Origin of the sequence: Amycolatopsis keratiniphila subsp. keratiniphila (assembly GCF_001620365.2) — a bacterium.
In the GTDB taxonomy this organism is placed as follows: Bacteria; Actinomycetota; Actinomycetes; order Mycobacteriales; family Pseudonocardiaceae; genus Amycolatopsis; species Amycolatopsis keratiniphila.
Map to the genome: position 1 here is coordinate 108,322 of NZ_LQMT02000041.1, position 17,310 is coordinate 125,631.

Genomic DNA, 17,310 nt, shown 5'->3' on the forward strand with positions numbered 1-17,310 from the left:
CATTTAGCCGGCCGGTACGTATCGCGGCGATAAACGGTTCTAAATATGTCGTGTGATGCACATCACACCGCCCTGCTCCGGCTAGATCGAACCGGCCGCTCCGGTTCGCCGTACTCCCAGTGAGGCACTTCGAGGACGGGGACGGGTGAAATGATCTATCGGCTGTTCGGACTGGTGATCGCCTGCTTGGTGATATGGGCTGGAACGCCCACCCACGCCTTCGCGGAAATCGACGCCCATGACCGGGAACTGCTCGTCCAGGTCCGCCAAGGGAGTTTGTGGGAAGGACCGATCAGCCGTCAGGCGGAGCAGCGCGGGAGCGGGCAGCGGGTACGGGAGGTCGGCCGGAAACTCGCCGACGACCACGACCGGCTCGACGCCCAGGTCCGCGCGCTCGCTTCGAAGGTCCGCGTCGAACTCCCCGCCGAGCCAACCGAGGAACAGCGTTCCTGGAGCGACGAGATCACCGGAGCCGTCGGTGCCGACTTCGACCGCCTCTACGTCAATCGCTCCCGCGCCGCGCACGGGAGCGTCTTCGGCCTCGCGTCCCAGGTGCGGGCCGCCACCCGTGACGACGCGATGCGCTCCTTCGCCCAGACCGCCGTCGACACCGTCATGCGGCACATGACCCTGCTCGAAAGCACCGGGATCGCCGAGACCACTTCACTGATGATCGCTCCCGGCGACGGTGACGAACTCGACGGCGGCGACATCGCGCTCGGCGTGCTCATGGCGGGGATCGCCGGGGGCGCGACGTTCGGGCTCGTCCGGATGCTCGGGACATCGGGCAGGCGCGGATGAGCGCCGCGCTCCTGGCGGTGATCCCGGCCCCGTCGCCGCACGACAGCGGGGTGCGGGACATCGCCGCCCTGTCGGCCCGGTTCGCCTACGTGACGATGTGCCTGACGCTGGTGTGGGGCGTGCTGAGCGCGACCGGCTGGATCAGGCGCGTCACCGGTCACGAGGCGTTGCGCGGAGGTCACGTCGTGCTCGCGGTGTTCAGTCTCGCCACCGGTGTCGTCCATGGACTGTCCTATCTGTTCCTCGACGACGACTCGTTCGGCGTCCTCGCGCTGCTGATCCCGTTCGCCGGCGGCGGGCTCGCCCGGCACGCGGCCGGCGTCGTCGGGCTGGAACTGTTCATCGCCCTCGCGGTCACCGCGGCGGTGCGTCGTGGCGCGGCCGACCTCCGGGGGCAGCGGTTCCATCAGGCCGGTTACTTCGCGGTCGGCCTGCTGGCGATCCACTCGTGGCTGGGCGCGGCGGCGAACGGGAACCTCGCGACGGTCTGGCTCGGCGGGATCACCGTGCTCACCCCGGCCGTGGTGCTCACCGTGCTGCGGGTGCTCCCGCCGCGGGCGCTGGTCCTGCTCGGGCTGCTCGAAGGCGGGACCCGCCGGGCCGAACCGGTCCGGATCTCCGTCGACGACAAGAAGTGCCACCGCTACGCCATCTGTCAGGCCGAAGCACCGCAGGTCTTCCAGTTGCAGGGCGACGGACAGCTGCGGTACCTCCGGAAACCCGGCGCCAAACAGGTGCCGCTCGTACAAGCCGCGGCCAGAGCCTGCCCGATGCGGGCGATCCGATTGCAGGGGGCGGAACGATGAGCGAACGGATCGTCGTGGTCGGTGGCGGGCTGGCCGGGCTGCGCTGCGCGGAACGGTTGCGGGAACTGCGATTCGACGGCGAACTGGTGATCGTCGGCAACGAGCCCGAGCCGCCGTATCACCGGCCGGCGTTGTCCAAGCAACTGCTGACCGGCGCCACCGGCCCGGCGGAGACGATGCTCGCCCGGCTCGACGAGATCGACGCCGAATGGCGGCTCAACACCCCGGCGACCCATCTGCAACCGGGGCGCCAGGTCGTCCATCTGCCCGGGGCGGAAGAGCTGCCCTACGACGGGCTCGTCATCGCCAGCGGCGTCGAGCCGCGAAGGCTTTCCGGTGTGCCGCACGGACATCCGCGCGTGGTCGTCGTCCGGACCCTGGCCGACGCCGCCGAACTGCGCGACAACCTGGCCGCCGACCACGGCCCGGTCGCGGTGCTGGGCAGCGGGTTCATCGGCTGCGAGGTCGCCGCCAGCCTGCGTGAGATCGGCCGGGATGTGACCATCATCGGCCGGTCGGCGCATCTGCTCGGCGAGGTCGTCGGCAAGCACATCGGGCAGAAGCTCTCGGCGCTGCACCGCTCGCGCGGGGTGCGGCTGGCGCTGGGCGCGTCCATCGACAGCTGGCAGACCACACCGAACGGGTTGCGGCTGCGGTCGTCCGACGGCTGGATCCTGGACGTCTCGTGCGTCGTGGTGGCCGTCGGCACGGTGCCGTCGATCTCGTGGCTGCGCGGGGCGAAACTGCCGCTCGACGACGGCGTCGTCTGCTCGCCGACCTGTCACGTGCTGGGGATGAACAACATCGTCGCCGCCGGCGACGTCGCCCAGTGGCCGAACCTGCGTTTCGACGAGACGCCGCGGCGAGTGGAGCACTGGCTCAACGCCGTCGAGATGGGCCGGGCGGCCGCGGAAAACCTCCTCGCCGGCCCGCAGGCTTCGCGGCCCTTCGCGCCGGTGCCGCGGTTCTGGTCCGAACAGCACGGCATGCGCATCCAGGCGGGCGGCATCCCGAAGCTCGGCACCGACACCGTCGCGCTCGCTTCACCCGTCGGTGGCGAACGGCCCGTCACCGGCTTCGTTCGCAAGGGACGGCTCGTCGGCGTGGTCGGCCTCGACAGCCCGTCCGCCGTCCTCCACTGGACCAACGAGATCGCGGAACAGAACCCCGTCAGCCACCCGGGAGAAACGGAGACGCCCGATGCGCCGATCGCGATTGACCATGCTCGCCGTCATCGCGGCGCTCGTCGTGGGCGCCGCGATGTGGTGGCAGGCGGCTGACCCCGTTTCGCGGACGGCTCAGGCTCCGGTGACGGAATCGCTCCCCAGCCCGAGGGTGTCGCAGCCCGTCACCTCGCGCGCCGGTACTCCGACGGATCCTCCGCCCGGCACGCGGCTCACCGCCGTCTACATGACCCGGATGGGGCAAGCCGTCCTCGACGAGACCGGCGCCGTGCTCTTCCGCTACGAACGCGACAACCCGCACAAGGCCCGCTCGGCGTGCCTCGGGGACTGCGCCGCGGTGTGGACCCCCGTCACGACCACCGGCACACCCCTGGTGACCGGCATCGATCCGGCGCTGGTCGACACCATCAAGCGTCCCGAAGGCGCCAAGCAGGTGACTTTGGCCGGTTGGCCGCTCTACAAGTTCGCCAACGCGCGGCCAGGCGAATGGACCGGGCAGGGCACCGACCACGTGTGGTTCGTGGTCCGACCCGACGGGCGGCGCAACCTGAACTGCTTGCCGACACCCGTGCAGTAGGATTCGCCGACGGACGAGTCGGCGGGGCGGCCGCGAGCCGGGAAACCGGTTCGAGGAAAGTCCGGACTCCACAGGGCAGGGTGGTTGTTAACGGCAACCCGGGGCGACCCGCGGGACAGTGCCACAGAAAACAGACCGCCTCCGCTCGCTTCGCGGGCGGAGGTAAGGGTGAAACGGTGGTGTAAGAGACCACCAGCGTCCTGGGTGACCAGGACGGCTAGGTAAACCCCACCCGGAGCAAGGCCAAGAGGGAGCCGCGAGGCTCCTGCGCAGGCGATCGAGGGCTGCCCGCCCGAGCCTGCGGGTAGGCCGCTCGAGCCCGTCGGCGACGGCGGGCCTAGATGGATGGCCGCCACCCGTGCCGCCGCGAGGCGGGGCGGGGACAGGATCCGGCTTACACGCCGGCTCGTCCGTACTACTTCTCGAGGGCGCTGGTCGCGTGTGCGCCCAATGTGGCATTGGGGGCAGCGAGCGAGCTACCTCGAGGCGTCCGGCCGTCCGGTCCAGTGGATGGTGTTGGGGAACTCGAAACGGTCCCGCAGATACCGCTCCTCCGTGCGGCCGTGCAGAGTGAACGCGAAACTCGACCCGTCCGGCCAAGTCAGGACGCGTTTGCGGAAGTCGATCTCGGGCGCTTGGGGTTTCCGGGCCTGCCAGAGGATCTCCGGCGGCGGCGCGTCGGCCGGGTCCCGGTAGGTCGAACCGGTGTCCACCACCGCGATCGCGGACGGCGAGCACACCAGCCAGGGCCCGCTCGCCTTCCGGACCCGATCGGCGGGCTCCAGCGCCATCGCGTTCGCCGGGCCCTTCACCCGGATCTCCCGCTGGAACGGGTGACCGCCCTTGCCGCCGCCACTGCCCGCACCGTTCAGCAGCGCGAAGACGTAGACGAACGCGCCGCCGATTCCGCGGAACACGTTCCAGAAGAACCGCCGGACGAGCCGCTTCCCCTTGACCGTGCCGTCCAGGCGCCTGCCGGGCACGTCGAAACCCAGATCGGTGTCGCCCAGCCGCAGCACGATGACCGGCTCGCGCCACTGGGCGGCCATCAGTTCCTCGACCCGTTCACGGAAGCCAGGACGGACCAGGGCCTTGTCGGCCTTGTCCTCCATACGCTCCTGGTGGGCGAAGATCTTTTCCGCCGCCCGCTGCCGGGAGTCGCTCAGATGTCGAGGTTCCCCCGCGTCTCCTCCGGGCTCTTGTCCCCGCCGATCTCGCTCTTGTTGAACCACGGCTCGTTCTCCCCCTCCGGCGTCACGGCTTCCTTGCCCTCGGTGTACGCGGCCTTCCCGGCTCCGATGCCGCCCTTGACGGCCGCGCCGGAGACCAGCGGGCGCGCGCCGACCGAGGTGCCGAACATCGTGGTGAGCACCCGGTTGCTCGGGGTCAGCGCCACCCCGGCGGTGTTCTCCAGGACGTTCAGCGAGAACTTCGACTCACCGGCGTAGGTACCGATCCGGAACTTCCTCGTCATGTCCACGACCTTGGTCGCGTACTTCGCGAGGTACTCGATGAAGGTGTCGAGCAGCTTGCCGAACTTGCCGAGGTACTTGGTCACCTTCTGCAGCACGCTGGCGGCCTTGGCGATGGACGCGGTCATCGCGGCGGCGACCGAGCTGCCGAAGCTGATCACCGACGCGGCCAGCGCCGGCAGCCAAATGGTGATCAGCCACGAGATCAGCTCGGTGATGATGCCCTTGATCAGCTCCTCGATGACCACCATGACCATCGACCACATCTGCAGGACTTCGGCCACCGATCCGGCGGCCGAGCCGACGCCGCGGATCCCGGCGGAGAAGTCGCCCAGCGCTTCCTTCGCGGCCTTGCCCGCGTCGTCCACCCACTCGGCGAGCGCCGCGTCACCGGTCTTCTCGAAGTCGTCGGCGAGGGCGACGAAGCCGTTCGCCAGGGTCACGAAGTTCTCCGACGCGTGCCCGATCGCCGGGCCGTCGCCGGTGACCTGGTGCAACGCGTCCTGCAGCGGCTGGACCAGCTCGAGCAGCATGTTCAGCCCGTGGCTGACCAGCCAGCCGATCGGGTCCATCGCGAAGGTGACCATGTCCGCCGCGGCGGCGCCGACGAACGCGGCCCCGTCACCGACCAGCGCGGCACCCGCGGACGCCAGCTCGGCCGGGTTGTCCGCCTCGGCGGCCTGCTGGGCGTGCGAGGCGATCGACTTGCCCGACTTGTAGATCGTGCCCGCCACCGGCACGTGCCCCATCGCGCGATCGAGGTTCGCGCTCATGCTCTCGTCGTACGCCTGGACGTTGAGCCCGTCGGCGATGCTCGACTTCTCCTCGGTCATGACCCCTACTTTCCGAGCGTTTCGTCGATGGTCGCCTCGTGCTTGCCGAACTCGACCTTTCCGGCTTCTTCGATGCCCCGGTACATCTCGGAGGCCTTGTTCAGTTTGGAGATGAACCCGTCCACGCCGTCCTTCATGTCGTTCATCAGCGAACGGAGCTCGCCGAGGCGATCGGTGTAGCCCTGTTTGGCCCAGATCCCGACGATGCCCCAGGCCTCGTCGGTCACGTCGGCGGCGTCGATCTTGGCGCCGAACTTCTCCGCTTCCTGCTCGTAATAGGGGAGCTTCTGGGCGTACGCGGCGATCGCCGCGATATTCGTCTCGATTCCCTTTGACATCGTGGGAGTCCCTCGGTCGGTTCGGTCAGCTGCGGCGCAGGAAGGAGCCGTCGTCGAAGTAGTCGTCGTCGTCCCGCGGGGCGGGGCGGCGCGCCGGACGGGCAGGCTGCTGCGGTTGCTGCTGCTGTGACGCCGGTTCTTCCTCGACGGTTCCGAACGCCTCGGCCTGTGCCTCTCGGACCTGCTCCGCCGTGTTGACGCCGAACGCCTCACCGAACGTGTCGTCCACGATCCCGGCCTGCTGCTGGGCGGCGCCGGCGACGGCCTTGCGCAGGGTGCTCATGATCACCGAGGACAGGTGGCCCGCTTCGAGGCGCATGGCGCCCGCGCTGAGCCGGAGGTCGGTGACGGTCCCGCCCGCCCCGGCGACGACCGTGACCTCGCCGGACGGGGAGGTCACGGAGTGCTCGACCTGTGCGATCCGTTCCTGCATGTCGCCGACCTCGGCGAAGCGCGCCTCGGCCTGGCGCACCTTGGCCTGGAAGTTCTCGAACTGGGCGATCAGTTGTTCCATCTGGGCGGACATCGTCGCTCCCCGTGCGCTGTGGTGATCCGGCTTCAGGAGTATGACGTAGGCGAGCGGGTTCGGTTCCGGGTCGTCTCGGGGTGGTAGCAAAGGTCCCTTGCTCCCCGGCGCGGTGACTGTGTGGATGCGGGCGCTGGCCGGGTTTCGGTGGGGTGACCGTGTGGGTTTCGGGACGTCAGATGTCCCAAAGTCCACACGGTCCAGCGTGGTAGCAAAGGTCCCCTGCTCCCGTCTCGGCGACTGTGTGGATTTCGGGTCACCCAGCGCAACAAAATCCACACGGTCACCACGCGGAGTAGGGGGTGTGTGGAAACAGGGACACTCAATGTCTCTATTTCCACACACCCCCGCCCCAAGTGGTAGCAAAGGTCCCTTGCTCTCTTTCCGCAGGTCAGCGCACCACGTGGTAGCAAAGGTCCCTTGCTCCCTCCGGCGCCGAGGCGGGACCCTTGCTCCATTCGGCGGGCGAACCCTGCGCCCACTACTTACTTGCCGGTAGGGTGCCGCCATGGGTGAAGCGAGTCGGGTCACGGGACGTTTCCGCGGGACGTTCGATGTACTGCATTCCCTTACCTACTTCGCGCCCGAGACGGAGGCCGCGCTCACCGGCGCGGGTCTCCGCCCGGGGCGCATGACGTACTTCGCGGGCCGCGCGGCGCCGATGGGCGCGGTCGGGCCCGGCGTGGTCGCGGCGACGTTCTACAACTTCAACCCCGAACTGGTCGCCCGCCACATCCCGCGCGCGTGGACGCTGGCCACGCCCGAAAAGATCATCGAAGCCCGGTTCGAAGCCGTCGACGCTGCGTTGACCCGGCTGCTCGGCAAGGACACCCTCGGCTCCGAAGAGGTCGCTGAGGCGGCCGAACTCGCCCGCGAGGCGACCGGCGGTTGCCAGGTCGACGGCCGCCCCCTTTATGCCGGGCATGCCGGCCTCGACTGGCCGAGCGAGCCGCATCTCGTCCTCTGGCACGCCATCACCCTGCTTCGCGAGCACCGCGGGGACGGCCACATCGCCGCGCTCGTCGCCAACGGCGTCGACGGGCTCGCCGCCCTCGTCTCGCACACCGCCACCGGCAAGGGTTTCCTGCCCGAGGCGGCCAAGGTCTCCCGCGGCTGGAGCGACGAGCAATGGGACGCCGCGGCCGCCAAGCTGCGCGAGCAGGGCATCCTCGATGACCAGGGCGGCCTGACGGAGGCCGGGAACGATCTTCGCGAGCGGCTCGAAGTCGCCACGAACGCGGCGTCGGCGGGACCCTGGGAGCATCTCGGCGAGGAGAAGACCAAGCGGCTTCACGAGCTTTGCGGGCCTTTGAGCCGCCGGGCCGTCGAGGCGGGCGCTTTTCCCGCGAATGTGTTCTCGACCGGTCGATAATCACGCTATGTAGTGAAAATACCGTCCCCGTTTTCGCTTTGGGTAACGGAAGCGTGACTTTCGCTTGATCGGCGTTCGCGTTTTTTGTGGAATGCGTGCTCACCCAGCGGACTCGCGAGAAGCCACCGAACGAGTCATGTCACACTGGTCGAGGCCGGATTCTCCTCGGCCGACCCGTACTCACAGTGAGCAAGATGCCTCGCAAGCGAGTGAGGCCGTTCGCACACTGCGAAATACGGGTGGCCGGGGTTAATCCAGACGACCCTTGCAACGATGATGGAGACCGAGGATGGTCGTGGTGCTGTGCCTCGCTCTGTGAACTGTAGACAAAACGACATCTACAGAGCGCGCTTTGACCACTACGCCTCGTGACGCCATGATGTTCGAAGCACCACCGAGCCAGAACCGCGCGAACCCCCTCTCCGCGCACCGGGAGTAATGCGATGATGACCTTGACCACCCTCGACACGCTGGCCCAGGGCGGAGAGCTCGGCACCGGCAACGTCCGTACCTGGCTGATCGACAACATCATCCCCCTGGTGCTGCTGGCCGTCGCGCTCCTCTTGTTGTGGCTCGGCGGCGGCAAAGGGGACAACGCGGGTGTCATGCGCCGCCTCGCCGGTGTCGTGATCGCGCTGGCGATCATCGGCCTCGCGGTGAGTGGCGCCGGAGTCAACGTGGGCCAGTGGATCGCCGGCCTCTTCACAGGCTGAGGGCTCGCGTTGCGTATCCGCACCGATGACGAGGTTTACCGGGTCGATGCCGTATGGCTCGGCCCGCCGAAAGCGACTTTTCCCTGGAGAGCCCGCTACGTCGCTTGGCTCGTCGGTATCCCGGTCTTCCTGCTCGTGCTCACCGTCGAACGGTGGGCGGGCTGGAGCTTCGGGTTCTTCTCGACCGCCTGGGCCTTCGTCGCCACAATTGTGATCACCAGATTGATCACGGCCAAGATCAGCCACGAGCGTCCGCTGGGCGCCGTGGCCGCGATGGCGGCGAAAGAGCTCAACACACCAAGAGAACGGACCACGGGCACGGGTGGCGCGGCCAGCGCGTCCCGCGTCCGGGTACGGGCGAACCGCCCGCTACCGAAGCACCGCAGGAGACGGCAGTACCAGCACCACGGCTACGGCGGCGGCGCCGGAGCTCAGGGAACACCACGAGCGCGTCGGAGCCGCCCCGCGGCTCGGGCCGGGAGGTAGTCGTTGTTCGGTCGCGGCGGAAGCCGAGGAAAACGTGATCGAGACCTGCAGCAAGGGGCCTGGAACCCGCCCCAGCAGGTCCGCTCCGCGCAGCCCAAGAAGGCCGGCAAGGGGAGGCGGTTGCCCGGCGAGGCGGCCATACCCTCGTATACCCCGTCGATCGCGGCGCGAAGCATCGACGGGCACCTGTTACGCACCGGTTATGAGGTGTACGCCTGGTACCGGCTCGCGCCGCAGCGCTGGTCTTTCCGGTCGGACTCGCAGCGCCGCGACCTGATCGCGGCCATCGCCGGGCAGTACGCGGAGCTCCAGGGCCGCTGGCTGCACCTGCGCGTGACCAACCGGCCGTACCCGATCCGCATGTGGGCCGAGGCCCACGTGCACAACGCCGTCGGCCGTCCCCAGGACGTCCAGGGCGCGCTGTCCTTCGACGACTACCTCATCGGCGAGCAGCAGCAGCTGATGGGCCGCTCGATGGCCGAAAAAGAGGTCTACCTCGGCGTCCAGGTGCAGACCAGGCGGATGATCGACCGCGCGGTCGAGAGCGCCGCCCCGGTGCTGCGCAAGATCCTGCCGGAGGCCGTCGACGCCGAGCTGGCCGCACTCGACTCCGAGGTCGAGCACCTCGACCAGGTCATCGGCTCCGCCGGGCTCGAAGGCCGTCCGGTGCATGCCGAGGAGATGTCCTGGCTGATGCACCGCTCGTGCTCGCTGGGCCTGCCCGCGCCGCGCAACATGCCCGCGGTCCCGGGCGCCGCCTGGGAGCCCGAGGATCTCGCCAGCTTCACCGACGCGGCGGACTTCCACGCCGAGCCGTACGCGCCGACGGTCACCGTCCGCGGCCGCACCGGGTCGAACGCCGGGGTCTCGCGGCATCTCGCGGTCCTCACCGTCGGCCAGATGCACGGCCTGCAGATCCCCGAGGTCGACGACCCCTGGATCCAGCACGCGGACCGGCTGCCCGCCGCGGTCGAGGTGTCCGCGCGGATCTACGTCCGGCGTCCCGAAGAGGTCGCCGGTGAGCTGCAGCGCCAGATGAACAAGGTGCGTTCGCAGGTCAAGCACTACACCGACGAGCACGAACTGGAACCTCCGCAGTCGCTGGCGCGCCAGGCGGGCCGGGTGCTGGAGATCGACGACGAGATGACGTCGGGATTCACCGCGCTGGCCACGCGGGTGCGTTCGTGGTGGCGGCTGGCGGTGTCCGGGCCGACGGAGCGGGACGCGCTGCGCCTGGCCCAGCAGCTTCTCGACCTCTACAAGCCGAAGATCGCCGTCGAGCATCCCGAGGCCCAGTACGTGCTCGCCAGGGAGTTCATCCCCGGCGAGCCGCTGGCCTCGGCGGCGTACATGCGCCGCGGTTCGGTCGTGTGGGCGTCCTCGGCGGTGCCGACGGCGACGGCCGAGGTGGGCGATCGCCGCGGCATCCTGCTCGGCGAGACGGTGACCGCGACCCGGCGCCCGGTGGCGTGGGACCCGTGGATGGCGCAGGAGATCCGCGACGGTTCCGGCCTGACGGCGATGGTCGCCGGCCTCGGTGGCGGCAAGTCGTTCCTCGGCGGCGGCATCGTCTACAAGACGCTCCGCGCGGGCGCGCACTGGACGATCCTCGACCCCTCGGGCCCGCTGTCGCGGCTGTGCGACCTGCCCGAGCTGCGGCCGTACGCGCGGCCGATCAACCTGCTCAACGCGCAGCCCGGCATCCTCAACCCGTACCGGGTGGTCGCCGAGCCGCAGATCGAGCACTTCATGGACGAGGACGACCCCGAGCGCTCCTGGCGGCGGGAGAAGGCCCTCGCGGGCGCGACGCGCCGCCGTCTCGTGCTCGACGTCCTCACCGGTGTCCTGCCGTACGAGGTCTCGCGGATGGCGCAGACCCGCATCGTGCTGCTGCGCGCGGTCCGCGCGGTCGGCGGCCGGTTCGACGCCGACCCGGGTCAGGTCATCGACGCGCTGCGCCGGGACTCCAGCGAGCACCACGAGCACGCCGTCGTCGTCGCGGACTTCCTCGACGAGATGCGCGAGCGGATGGCGCTGCTCATCCCGGAGAGCGACGCGGACCCGTATTCCGAGACCCGCGACGACCGGATGACCGTGCTGACCATGGCGGGGCTGACCCTGCCCAAGGACGGCGTCCCGCGCGAGTACTGGACGGACGCGGAATCGCTCGGCGTCGAGATGCTGAACCTCGCCGCGTGGCTGACCCAGCGGTCGGTGTACGAGAAGCCGAAGGAGCTGCGCAAGGGCGTCTGGATCGACGAGGCGTTCTTCCTCTCCGAGGTCCCGACCGGCCGCGTGCTGATGAACCGCTTCGCCCGTGACTCGCGGAAGTGGAACGTCCGGGTGCTGCTGTCCTCGCAGATCCCCGCGGACTTCCTGAAGATCCAGGGTTTCGTGGCGCTGCTGGACTCGGTGTTCGTCGGCCGTCTCGACGACGACGATGCCCAGGCCGACGCGCTGCGCCTGCTGAAGGTCCCGGTCGGCGTCGGCTACGAACAGGTCGTCGCGGCGCTGGGCCGCCGCCCCGGTTCGCAACGCGATCTCCAGCGCGACGTCGAGCCGCGGCAGTTCATCTTCGGTGACGGCGCCGGAGGCGTGGAGCGGATCCGCGTCGACTTCTCCGGCCCGCATCTGGAGCACCTGCGCCGGGTCATGGACACCACGCCGGGTTCGCCCGACGCGAAGCCGTCGAAGCCGGGCAACGAACTGGCGGTCCCGGAGGAGAAGCAGCACGTCCCGACACCGCCCGAGGACGACTTCGAACTCGAAGAAGACCTCGAGCTCGCGGCCGAACTCGAAGTCGGCCTCACCGATGAGCAGATGCTCGGCGCCCCGGACCCGTTGGCCGCCGAAACCGGAGAAGTGCAAGGCGCCGTCCAAAATGGACATAACGGGAACGGGAGTCAAGGCGAGCACGCGCGCGCCGGCAAGGGTGGCACCGGCAGGGATGCCGCATGAACACAGTGCTGACACTGGCGTTCGTGCTCGCGTTCGCCGCCGGCTGGCACGCGCTGCGCCGCCGCCTCAAAGAGGGGCCCCGCCCGGGCAAGACCAGACCGAGCCGTCGCGCGACGATGTTCGTCGTCATGCTGATCCTGGGCCTGCAGGCCGTGGCGACCGCTCCGGCGGCGTCGGCCGCGGCCTGTGGTGAGGCGCCGAATCCGGAACGGCCCGGCGCGGGCATGGTCGGCGCGCTCGACCCGCCCGCCACCGCCCGAGGCGAAGGCGGCAGCCCGTACAACGTCTACGGTTACGCGGGACACGTCTGGGACACCTTCGAAACCGACTGCGGCCCGCTCGCCGGGATCACCTCGCCCAACTCGACGATCGACACCTGGGCGGGCAACCAGCTGTTCAACATCGGCAAGAACATCGTCGGTGCCACGAACTCGCTGCACTACACCGTGCTGCAGGGCAGCCTGCTCAGCCCGCTGTACAACGCCGTCAAGGCCGGGGCCGAGAAGGTCTACAACAACATCTACGCCCAGTTGTTCGGCCTGGCCGCGCTGATCATGTCGATCATGTTGTTCCGCAACATCTGGCGCGGCGATCTCGCCGCCGTCAGCAAACGGGCGCTGTACGGGCTCGCCGCGGTCTGGCTGGCCGCGTCCTCCCTGGCGCTGCTGCGGTTCCTCGATCCGATCGACAACGCGATCGTGCAGACCACGACCAACATCCAGGCCGGGTTCATCGACGAGGCGAAGACCCCGCCGCCGTCCCAGCCGCAGCCGCCCAACGCGCAGCCGTGTCAGGCGACTCCGGAGGCCGTGGCCGCGCGCCAGCCATGGGACCGGGTTCCGACCGAGCTGCATTGCCGGGTCGTCTACGACAACTGGCTCCGCGGCGAATTCGGCAGCCCGGACTCGCCGCAGGCGATCCAGTACGGCCCGGCCCTGCTGGACGCGCGGGCGTTCACCTGGGGTCAGATCCAGCAGGGCGGCGACGCCGACGCCGCGCTGGTCGACTCCAAGAAGGCGGCGTTCAAGGACATCTCCACCAAGCTCGGCCCGGCGACCGGGTACTTCACCGGTGAGGACGGCAGCCGCGTCGGCGCCGGTTTCCTTTCGCTGGGCCAGGGGATCTTCTACTCGCTGTTCCAGCTGCTGGCCAAGGCGACGGTGCTGCTGGCGCAGGTGCTGATCAGGATCTTCGTCCTGACGGCCCCGCTGATCGGCCTGATCGCGCTGCTGCAGCCCCAGATCATGCAGCGCATCCTCAAGGTGGTCGGCGCGGTCGCCTTCAACCTGATGGTGCTCTCGGTGCTGGCCGGCGTGCACACGCTGCTCCTGGAAGCGATCTTCACCGCGGGGAACTCGCTGTCCCTGCTGACGAAGATGGTGCTGGCCGCCATCATCACCGTGCTGCTGTTCATGGTCGGCCGTCCGGTACGGCGGCTGTGGCAGATGGTCGAGATGTCCGTCGGCATGGTCGGCGGCGCGATGCCGTCGCCGCGCGGCGGGCTTTTCTCCCGCTTCCGCAAGAAGAACAACGAACCGACCCCGCAGGACGCCTTCTGGCAGAACGTCCGCGACACCGACGACGTCGTCGACGGAGACCTCCGCGGTCCCGTCGGCGCGACGGTCGGCGGCGGGCGGTTCCGGCCCGAGGCGACGATCTTCGCCAGCTCCCAGCGGCTCGACAACGGTTCCGGCGCCATCCGCCCCGCGGCGGCGTGGTCGGGAGCGCCGTGGCCGGGTGCCGTCGGCGGTGGCGGCGGGCTGCCCGCGCTGCCAGCCGGTGGCGGTGGCGGCGTTCCCGTGTTCGGCCAGTACAACCCGTCCGCGGGCAACCCCGGCGACTCCATGTTCACCTCGGGCGGGCGGAGCCCGATCCAGGTCCCGAGCCGCCGGGTGGACACCTCGCCGGTCGCCGACCGGCGCTGGAGCGACGAACCGGAGCCGGTCGTGGTGCCGTCGCGGATGAACTCCACGGGTGGCGGTTACGCCACGCCCGACTACTCGGGTGCCGTGCCGGTGCAGGCGGGGCCGTCGACGCCGCGTCCGCGCCGCGTCGACCCCGAAGTCGTCGCGGGCAAGCCGGTCTTCGTGCTGTACCGGCCTTCGCGCGGGCTGGAGGTCCGCGAGGAAGTCCGGGACACAGACCACGCAGTGGGCCGGTGACCCATGCCGATCCGGACCAACCGCGGACGTACCGCGGTCTACCGCAGACTGTGGGGCTGGCCGCTTCGCTCGCCCCGCCACCTCGTCGGCACGCTGGTGATCCTCGCGGTCGTGCTCACCGCCTTGGGCATCCTGCTGCCCAAGGCCATCGGAAAACCGGGACAGACGGCGAACGGGCCGGGTGCTTCGGCGACGACAACCTCGCGAACCGGCGTCGCGGCGCCGGTGACCGTGACGTCGACGCTGCCACCGAGGCTCACCACCCAGCCGCCGCCGTCTTCCGCGCCACCCGACCAGGACGGGGTCCGGGTCGCCAAGGAGTGGGTGACGGCATGGGCGAATCATCCCGACGGCACGACGACCGAGCAGTGGCTGAACGGCTTGCGGCCGTACACCACCGAGGAATATTTGGCCGGGGAAATGACCTCGGTGGATCCCGCGAACATCACCGCGACCAGGGTTTCCGGGGAGCCGCAGGTCGCGTCCTCGGTGGTCGGGTCGATGGAGGTCGACGTCCCGACGGACGGGCCCAAGGTCCGGGTCACCGTCGTCAAGACGAACCCGGGATGGCGGGTCACCAAGTACACGCAAGCGGGCTGACCCGATGAAGATCGGGATCATCGTCGGCGTGCTGATCGCCGCGGTCTTCGCCGCGGTCGTCACCACGAGCACGGTCACCAAGGTGGTGACCGATCATGTCGAGGCGCAGTCGGGCGGGGTCGTCAAGACCTCCTGCGACGCGTCGATCGGGCCGACCCTGCCGGGGCAGACCGATCGCGGTTCTTCGGACGTCAACAAGCTGGACGAGGAACAGAAGGGGATCGTCGCGCTGATCATCTCGATCGGCAAGCAGCGCACGCTGTCCCCGCGCGCGTGGCAGGTGGCGATCCAGGCCGGGATGACCGAGTCCAAACTGCGGAACCTGACCTACGGCGACCGCGACTCGCTGGGCATCTTCCAGATGCGCCCGTCGATGGGCTGGGGCACCGTCGCCCAGGTCACCGACCCGCCGTACCAGGTCAACAAGTTCTACGACGTCCTGCTCGCGGTGCCGGACTGGGAGAACATGCGGCCCGGCGACGCCGCCCAGCGCGTCGAGCGCTCCGGCTTCCCCGACCGGTACCACAACTGGGAGCCGATGGCGGCGCTCCTCGTGCAGAACGAGGGCCAGGTCGTCGACGTCGTCGGCTGCGGGACGAGCGTCGGCAGTGTCGTGCCGCCGAGCCAGGCGGCCGCGCAGGCCATCAAGTTCGCCCTCGCCGAGCAGGGCAAGCCGTACGTCTGGGGCGCCACCGGTCCGAACAGCTACGACTGTTCCGGGCTGATGCTGCGGGCCTACGAGTCGGCGGGGATCATCATCCCGCGGGTTTCGCGTGACCAGTACAAGGGCGGCGCGATGCTGCCGGTGCGCCAGGCGCAGCCGGGTGACCTGCTGTTCCTCGCCACGGTGCCGTCGAACCCGGCGACCATCCACCACGTGATGATGTACCTGGGCGACGGCAAGATCGTCGAAGCGCAGCAGACCGGGGTGCCGGTGCACATCCGCGATTTCTCCTTCGACGAGGCCGAAGTGGTCGCGCAGGCGGTCCGTCCTGGCGTTTAGCATGGTGAAAGCGTGGTATCGCGACCGCGGGACCATCGGATTCACCCGAAGTGGCGGCCTGTCCACCGGCGAGCGGCCGCACACTGGCAGAGGATGAAGAACGTGGCACGGAAATTCGGAAGGCGAGGCAAGCCCGCGGCGGGAGCCGGCCAGGAGGTCGACCCCCGCGATCTCTTCGGCACCGCCCAGCCCGCACGGCAGGCGGCGCGTCCGGCGTCGAGCACGCCGCTGGCCGACCAGCTGAACCAGGGCTGGCCGGGTGTCGATCCCGGTTACGTCGTGCTGCCGCGTTCGCTGGCCGAGGGGATGTCGCTGCCGTGGCAGCAGCAGATGGCCGCGCTGCTGGCCCAGTTCCATCAGGAGAACGGCAGGCTCGCCTGGCCGATCTACCGGGTCGTCCCGTCGCGCTACGAGAAGCTCGTCGATCTCGACGAAGAGCAGCTGGCGGAGGCCGGCTACCTGGTCGAGATGGACACCGAAGGCGAGATGATCTACCGCGAGCGGAGCGGCCGGAAGGTCGAGGATCCGGCGAACACCACCGTGCTCGTCTCGTGCCTGGACCCGATTCCGAAGCCTTCGCAGCGTCAGGCACCTCCGCCGCCTTCGCAGGCCGCGCCGCCGGCGACCGGGCAGCCGCCGCGTGCTCCGGCGCCGATGAACATCGGACCCGCGCCGGTGTGGCGCACGGTCACGCCGCCTTCCGGCCCGCCCGCGCCGCCGTTGCCGGGCAATCACGGGGCTCCGCAGGCGCCGGCACCTGCCCCTCAGGCGCCTGCCTCTCAGGCTCCTCCATCGGCGCCCGCGCCTCAACCGCCGGTGTCCCAGGCGCCTCCGACCCAGCCACCGGTGTCCCAGGCGCCGCCTCCGCTGCCTCAGCCCAGCCGGATGCAGCCGCCGCCGGTCAGCGCCCCTCCGGCCACTCCGGAGGTGCAACCCGCCGCGGCCGGCCAGGCCGAACCGGAACCGCCCGTGAGCCCTCCGGATCCGCCTGTCACGGCTCCGCCGTCGGTCGCGATGCCGGCGTCGCCTCCGCAGGGCGTCCCCGTCGCGCCGGAACCGGCGACCCCGCCGCGTGGTGTGCCGATGCACCGCGGCTGGTTCGACGAACTCGCCGAGAACGTGCCGGAAAGTTCGAAGGTGGATCAGCCCGAAGGCGGCGAGTTCGGCCCGACCGGTGATCCCACGGAGATCCCCTACCGCTATCGCAAGTGATGACAGGACGTCCGGGTGATGTCAGGCTTGACGTATGTCGAGCGACCCGAACCCGGATCAGGGCTGGTACTTCAACACCAAGACGAACCAGGTCGAGCACCTGGAACGAGGCCGGAGCATCGACCTCCTCGGCCCGTACCCGGACGAGGCGACGGCCAGGCGCGCCCTGGAGATCGCCAAGGAACGCACGAGGCAGGCCGACGCCGAAGACGCCAAGTGGAACGGCGACTGACCCGGGGCAGGACCTCGTGAGTGGCGATAAGGGTT

17 protein-coding genes and 1 other RNA gene are annotated in these 17,310 nt (G+C 69.6%); 14 read left to right on the forward strand and 4 right to left on the reverse strand.

The window, feature by feature from the left end; all coding sequences use genetic code 11:
• Nucleotides 1–150 precede the first annotated feature (150 nt).
• From AVR91_RS37815 to rnpB, 5 genes are all read left to right on the forward strand, one after another.
• Nucleotides 151–801 carry a DUF4142 domain-containing protein gene (locus AVR91_RS37815; RefSeq protein ID WP_063276137.1) on the forward strand — a complete coding sequence of 217 codons (651 nt, stop codon included), beginning with the start codon at nucleotides 151–153 and terminating at the stop codon, nucleotides 799–801.
• Nucleotides 798–1,607 carry a ferredoxin gene (locus AVR91_RS37820; RefSeq protein ID WP_063276138.1) on the forward strand — a complete coding sequence of 270 codons (810 nt, stop codon included), beginning with the start codon at nucleotides 798–800 and terminating at the stop codon, nucleotides 1,605–1,607. Before AVR91_RS37815 ends, AVR91_RS37820 begins: the two co-directional genes overlap by 4 nt.
• A complete protein-coding gene (locus AVR91_RS37825) occupies nucleotides 1,604–2,887 on the forward strand; it encodes an NAD(P)/FAD-dependent oxidoreductase (RefSeq protein ID WP_063276139.1) in 1,284 nt (427 codons plus the stop codon). The genes AVR91_RS37820 and AVR91_RS37825 overlap by 4 nt, the downstream gene beginning before the upstream one ends.
• Nucleotides 2,808–3,368, forward strand: a complete 561-nt coding sequence (locus AVR91_RS37830; RefSeq protein WP_228709447.1) for a COG4315 family predicted lipoprotein — start codon at nucleotides 2,808–2,810, stop codon at nucleotides 3,366–3,368. Before AVR91_RS37825 ends, AVR91_RS37830 begins: the two co-directional genes overlap by 80 nt.
• A 14-nt stretch (nucleotides 3,369–3,382) precedes the next feature.
• Nucleotides 3,383–3,781, forward strand: an RNA gene (gene rnpB / locus AVR91_RS37835) — RNase P RNA component class A.
• Nucleotides 3,782–3,844: 63 nt separating this feature from the next.
• On the opposite strand, the gene AVR91_RS37840 is transcribed toward rnpB, so the two are convergent.
• Genes AVR91_RS37840 through AVR91_RS37855 form a run of 4 tightly spaced genes read right to left on the reverse strand, consistent with a single transcriptional unit; the run spans nucleotide 3,845 to nucleotide 6,537 of the window.
• On the reverse strand, nucleotides 3,845–4,480 hold the full coding sequence (locus AVR91_RS37840; RefSeq protein WP_063276141.1) for a hypothetical protein: 636 nt from the start codon (nucleotides 4,478–4,480) through the stop codon (nucleotides 3,845–3,847).
• A gap of 50 nt (nucleotides 4,481–4,530) precedes the next feature.
• Nucleotides 4,531–5,673, reverse strand: coding sequence for a hypothetical protein (locus AVR91_RS37845; protein ID WP_063276142.1), 1,143 nt, complete (start codon nucleotides 5,671–5,673; stop codon nucleotides 4,531–4,533).
• Between the two features lie 5 nt (nucleotides 5,674–5,678).
• Nucleotides 5,679–6,011 (reverse strand): hypothetical protein, encoded by a 333-nt coding sequence (locus AVR91_RS37850; protein ID WP_063276143.1) that lies wholly within the window; start codon nucleotides 6,009–6,011, stop codon nucleotides 5,679–5,681.
• A 25-nt stretch (nucleotides 6,012–6,036) separates the two neighbouring features.
• On the reverse strand, nucleotides 6,037–6,537 hold the full coding sequence (locus AVR91_RS37855) for a YbaB/EbfC family nucleoid-associated protein (protein ID WP_063276144.1): 501 nt from the start codon (nucleotides 6,535–6,537) through the stop codon (nucleotides 6,037–6,039).
• A gap of 508 nt (nucleotides 6,538–7,045) precedes the next feature.
• Here AVR91_RS37855 and AVR91_RS37860 point away from each other — a divergent pair.
• The 9 genes from AVR91_RS37860 to AVR91_RS37900 all read left to right on the forward strand — a co-directional run bounded on the left by AVR91_RS37860 (nucleotide 7,046) and on the right by AVR91_RS37900 (nucleotide 17,275).
• Nucleotides 7,046–7,909: an SCO6745 family protein gene (locus AVR91_RS37860; RefSeq protein ID WP_063276145.1), complete on the forward strand. Its 864-nt coding sequence runs from the start codon at nucleotides 7,046–7,048 to the stop codon at nucleotides 7,907–7,909.
• A 443-nt stretch (nucleotides 7,910–8,352) separates the two neighbouring features.
• Nucleotides 8,353–8,622, forward strand: a complete 270-nt coding sequence (locus tag AVR91_RS37865; RefSeq protein ID WP_125695577.1) for a hypothetical protein — start codon at nucleotides 8,353–8,355, stop codon at nucleotides 8,620–8,622.
• A 9-nt stretch (nucleotides 8,623–8,631) separates the two neighbouring features.
• Nucleotides 8,632–9,108: a hypothetical protein gene (locus AVR91_RS37870; protein ID WP_076153445.1), complete on the forward strand. Its 477-nt coding sequence runs from the start codon at nucleotides 8,632–8,634 to the stop codon at nucleotides 9,106–9,108.
• A gap of 3 nt (nucleotides 9,109–9,111) precedes the next feature.
• Nucleotides 9,112–12,066, forward strand: coding sequence for an ATP-binding protein (locus AVR91_RS37875; RefSeq protein ID WP_063276147.1), 2,955 nt, complete (start codon nucleotides 9,112–9,114; stop codon nucleotides 12,064–12,066).
• Complete coding sequence (locus tag AVR91_RS37880) at nucleotides 12,063–14,228, forward strand: hypothetical protein (RefSeq protein WP_063276148.1); 2,166 nt, start codon at nucleotides 12,063–12,065, stop codon at nucleotides 14,226–14,228. Before AVR91_RS37875 ends, AVR91_RS37880 begins: the two co-directional genes overlap by 4 nt.
• 3 nt (nucleotides 14,229–14,231) lie before the next feature.
• Complete coding sequence (locus tag AVR91_RS37885) at nucleotides 14,232–14,828, forward strand: hypothetical protein (protein ID WP_016331582.1); 597 nt, start codon at nucleotides 14,232–14,234, stop codon at nucleotides 14,826–14,828.
• Between the two features lie 4 nt (nucleotides 14,829–14,832).
• Nucleotides 14,833–15,831: a C40 family peptidase gene (locus tag AVR91_RS37890; protein ID WP_016331583.1), complete on the forward strand. Its 999-nt coding sequence runs from the start codon at nucleotides 14,833–14,835 to the stop codon at nucleotides 15,829–15,831.
• A gap of 102 nt (nucleotides 15,832–15,933) precedes the next feature.
• Nucleotides 15,934–17,043, forward strand: coding sequence for a hypothetical protein (locus AVR91_RS37895; protein ID WP_063276171.1), 1,110 nt, complete (start codon nucleotides 15,934–15,936; stop codon nucleotides 17,041–17,043).
• Nucleotides 17,044–17,077: 34 nt separating this feature from the next.
• Entirely contained in the window at nucleotides 17,078–17,275 is a 198-nt protein-coding gene (locus AVR91_RS37900) for a hypothetical protein (RefSeq protein ID WP_016331585.1), read from the forward strand.
• Nucleotides 17,276–17,310: the final 35 nt, after the last annotated feature.